At 66.0% G+C, this 4434-nt stretch carries 4 protein-coding genes; 3 read left to right on the forward strand and 1 reads right to left on the reverse strand.

Features of this window, described 5'->3' with window-relative positions:
• Positions 1-256: 256 nt before the first annotated feature.
• Positions 257-1045 (reverse strand): thermonuclease family protein, encoded by a 789-nt coding sequence (locus AC1D00_RS28685; RefSeq protein ID WP_027546376.1) that lies wholly within the window; start codon positions 1043-1045, stop codon positions 257-259.
• Positions 1046-1245: 200 nt separating this feature from the next.
• On the opposite strand from AC1D00_RS28685, the gene AC1D00_RS28690 reads away from it, so the two are divergent.
• The 3 genes from AC1D00_RS28690 (at position 1246) to AC1D00_RS28700 (ending at position 4407) form a co-directional block, all read left to right on the forward strand.
• A complete protein-coding gene (locus AC1D00_RS28690; protein ID WP_477012980.1) occupies positions 1246-2844 on the forward strand; it encodes a GMC family oxidoreductase in 1599 nt (532 codons plus the stop codon).
• A gap of 8 nt (positions 2845-2852) precedes the next feature.
• Positions 2853-3296, forward strand: coding sequence for a hypothetical protein (locus tag AC1D00_RS28695; RefSeq protein WP_477012981.1), 444 nt, complete (start codon positions 2853-2855; stop codon positions 3294-3296).
• A 91-nt stretch (positions 3297-3387) separates the two neighbouring features.
• Positions 3388-4407 carry a S1C family serine protease gene (locus AC1D00_RS28700; protein ID WP_477012982.1) on the forward strand — a complete coding sequence of 340 codons (1020 nt, stop codon included), beginning with the start codon at positions 3388-3390 and terminating at the stop codon, positions 4405-4407.
• Positions 4408-4434 lie beyond the last annotated feature (27 nt).

A 4434-nucleotide genomic window follows, 5' to 3' on the forward strand; every position in this document is an offset into this window, starting at 1 on the left:
GAACATGCCGCCGATGGACCTGTTCTTGCCGTTGCGGCAGTAGGGGCACAAAAAAGAAGAGCCGCTTGTTTGTGACAAGCGGCCCAAGTCTAGGGAGGAAACGCCCGAGCAAAGGCAATCCAATGAGGATCGTCTGCCAAGGAAGCGCTCGCGCAAAGCGCGTGCGCACGTTGATAAGTGCAGCAACTCGCCATGGAGTTCAATTCCGGATCAATACTGTCTCCGGGTACCGCTCACGGCAGCGTGAACGACCTGCTCACTTCGGCCGGCGGCAATTATAGGCCTTGCGGAAGCCGGCGGCCTGGGCGTCGTCCTCCGAGCAGAACCAGCGGTCCGGCTTGGTGGTCGCCGGATAGCTCGGGCAGCCCCGCAGATGATAGATGCCGATATTGCCGGTGACGCGGGCGCGCACCGCAAGCTTTCCCTTGATGCCGCAACTGGGCGGCATGGTCAGTTCGTCCGGAAACAGCACGGCGCGGATTTCCTTGTCGCGGTCCGGCCGGCAGGCGGCGCCCAGGAGTGCGCCGTCCTTCTTGCCGGTTCGGAATTCTTGCGGTGCAACAAAGCAGCCCTTCCAGATTCCGGACGAGGCCGTCTTGGCTTCGGCTGCCGCCGGCTTGACGTTGGCCTTGATCGGCTCGCGCGCGATGGCGAAGCCGAGCTTCACCAGTTGCTCGTTCAGGCTGGCCTTGTCGCCCTCGGCCGTGCAGATCGCACGGTGGCGTTTGCCGAAGCTCTTTTCCGGCCCGACATCGTCACAGCGTACCGCCCGTTTGCCGATCAGCTTGGCCAGCTGATCGCGGGCCTCGATGCCGCAGGTCCAGGGATCGGCGTGATCGTCGATGCAGACCTGGTCGAGCTCGGGCGCGTCGACGCCGTCGAGCCGATAGGTGACGTCGCCAAGCTGGATGGAATTGGCGTCCCGGACGGTCGCCGTCGCGGTCAGTGCGAACCCAGGCGCTGAGGAGGCCAGAAATCCGGGCAGAGCAAGAAACAAAACAAGCGCGAAAGCGCGGGCGGCGGCAAATGAATTCTCGAAGGACATACGGTCTCGCTATCGATTGCTCTTTCGTCTCGTTCCTAGCATCCGGATGTGGCGATACCAATGGTCTGCGCCCTGCGAAGTGCGACATTCCGGCCCCGCGGCTTTACTCAGCCGTCGCTCTGACCCTATCGTTGCGCCGGCCTTGCGGACTGCGGAGGCCGAATCGCCCGGGAAGCGGCGAGGGGGAGGAAAAGGTCGCGATGAAAGACCCCGTGGACGTCCTGATCATCGGCGCCGGCGCTTCAGGCGCGGCGGTGGCGTGGTCGCTGGCCGAGACCAAGATGCACATTCTCTGCCTGGAGCAGGGCGGCTGGATGAACCCGGCGGAATATCCCAGCACGGGCCGGGACTGGGAAGCCAAATTCTACGGCGAGTGGTCGTCGAGCCCGAACGTCCGCGGTCGGCCCGAGGACTATCCGATCAACGACGACAATTCGCCGATCAAGGTCGTCAACTACAATGCGGTCGGCGGCTCGACGGTGATGTACACCGCGCACTGGCCGCGGCTGCATCCCTCCGATTTCAAGGTGAAGACGCTCGACGGCGTCGCCGACGACTGGCCGATCGACTACGACGCGCTGACCCCGTTCTTCGAAGAGAACGATCGCATGATGGGCACGTCGGGGCTATCGGGCGATCCGCTCTCGCCGCTGACGCATCCGCCGATGCCGCAACAGCCGATGGGATTGTCCGGTGCGATCATCGGCAGGGCCATGAACAAGCTCGGCTGGCACTGGTGGCCGTCGGACACGACGGTTGCGACCATGGATTATGAGGGCCGGGCGCGCTGCATCAATCTTGGCCATTGCACGCCGGCCTGCGCGCAAGGTGCCAAATCCTCGACCGATATCACCTATTGGCCGCACGCGGTCCGCGCCGGTGTCGAGCTGCGCACCCATTGCCGGGTGCGCGAGATCACCACCGACGAGAGCGGCATGGCCTCGGGCGTGGTCTATTACGACAAGGACGGTGTCGAGCAGTTTCAGCCGGCGCATGTCGTGATCATCGCCTGCAACGGTGTCGGTACGCCGCGGCTGCTGCTGAACTCCGCGTCGGGGCGCTTTCCGAACGGACTTGCCAATTCGTCGGGTCTCGTCGGCAAGAACCTGATGTTCCATCCCTATGCGCAGATCTACGGCTATGTGAAGGAGCCGACCGATAGCAACCGCGCGCCACCGACCTGCCTGTGGAGCAAGGAATGGTATGACACCGACCTGTCGCGCGGCTTCGTGCGCGGCTACGGCGTCCAGTTCGTGCGCGGGGCAGGGCCGGTGTTCGAGGCCGTCGTCAGCGAGCAGAAGGGCATTCTGCCCTGGGGCGTCGATCATCACCGCGTCTTCCGCAAGCTCAACGGCCATCGCTTAGGTTTCTCGGCGATCTGCGAGGACCTGCCGGAAGAGCACAATCGCGTCACGCTCGATCCCGTGCTGAAGGACAGCCACGGCATTCCCGCGCCGAAGATCGACTACACGATCAGCGAGAACAGCCGGAAGATGATGGAGCACGCGCTGGCGCGCGGCCGGGAGGTGCTCGAGACCGCGGGGGCGACCGACATCTGCGTCAACTCGCCGATCCCGTGGGGCGGCTGGCACCTGCTCGGCACCGCGCGGATGGGCACCGATCCCGAACGCTCCGTCGTCAACGAATGGGGCCGCTCGCACGACGTGAAGAACCTCTTCATCGTCGACGGCAGCATCTTCGTCACCTCGGGCGGCGTGAACCCGACGTCCACCATCCAGGCCCTCGCGCTGTACATCGCCGACCAGATGAAGCAGCGCCTCGCCAATTTGTTCGACTGAGGATTCTTATGACCGAACAGATCACCCTCACGCCGCGACAGCGCCAGGATTTGCGCGCCATCGCCGCGATGATCATTCCACCGAGCGAGGAATACCGGGTCCCCGGCGCCGATGACGAGATCATCCAGGCCGACATTCTCGCAACCCTCGGCCGCGACACGAGGCCGGTCGTGGCTGCGCTCGATCATCTGGCGCGGCTTGCCGGCATGCCGCTGGCGGACCTCGAAGCCGCCGCGCGCGATGGCGTCGCGCAGCAGTTCCGCAGCTCCGGCGGCGCGGCAACCCTCGTCCGCGTGGTGCTGCAATGCTACTACCGCGACGACCGCGTGTTGCGCTCGCTCGGGCTGGAGCTGCGCGCGCCGTTCCCCAGGGGGTATGTGCTCCCGGACGGCGACTGGTCGCTGCTCGACCCGGTCAAGGCAAGAGGGGGCGCGCTGCGGCGCGCGCCCTAGCCACCTGGGCAGTCCAGCCCTGCGCCCCAGGCGGATCCCTTGCGCGGGAGGGAACAGGCCACCATCTGTGTGAGCCTCAAGGACTCTTGCCATGCTGGATTTCACTTCAGATATCGCCGATGACGCCTCGTCATTGCGAACGACAGCGGCTGCGCCGGTCGATGACCGGCCGCTGCTGGACGCCTATTCCAATGCCGTGATCGACGTCACCGACCGCGTCGGCCCTGCCGTCGTGCGCGTCGAGACCGGACCCAAGGTGCCGAACGGCCGCGAGCGCGGCGGGCTCGGCTCGGGCATCGTGATCTCGCCGGATGGGCTCGTCCTCACCAACAGCCACGTGGTCGGCGCCTCCAAAGAGATCCGGCTGCGGGATGTGGAAGGCCATGTTGGCGACGCCCGCGTGCTCGGCGTCGATCCCGACACCGACCTTGCGCTGCTGCGCGCCAACGGCGTCCGTGACTTGCCCTATGCCGCGCTCGGCAACTCCAAGACCCTGCGCCGCGGCCAACTCGTGATCGCGATCGGCAATCCGCTCGGATTCGAATCGACCGTGACCGCCGGCGTGGTCTCGGCGCTGGGACGCTCGATCCGTTCGGTCAGCGGCCGCACCATCGAGGACGTCATCCAGACCGATGCCGCGCTCAATCCCGGCAATTCCGGCGGCCCGCTGGTGTCGTCGAATGCCGAGGTGATCGGCATCAACACCGCCATCATCAACGGCGCGCAAGGCATCTGCTTCGCGGTCGCCAGCAACACCGCGCAATTCGTGCTCGCGGAGATCATCCGCCACGGCTATGTCCGGCGCGCCTATATCGGCGTCGCCGGACAGACCGCGCCGGTTCCGCGGCGGCATGCCGTGCTGGCCGGCGTCGAGAACAAGATGGGCGCGCTCTTGATGCAGATCGAGCCGGACGGGCCGGCGGCGAAGGCGGGCCTGTTGCCCGGCGACGTCGTGATCAGGCTCGACGGCGTCGAGATCAACGGCGTCGACGATCTGATCCGCGTGCTCGACCGCGACCGGATCGGCCGGCGGCTCGCCATGGACGTGCTGCGGCTCGGCCGCCTGCGGGCGATCGACATCGACCCGATCGAGCGGAAGCCCGCCCGCTAGCTGCGAGCCCGCGGGCGAGGTATGACG

The sequence above is a fragment of the Bradyrhizobium sp. P2_E8 genome, assembly GCF_056403875.1.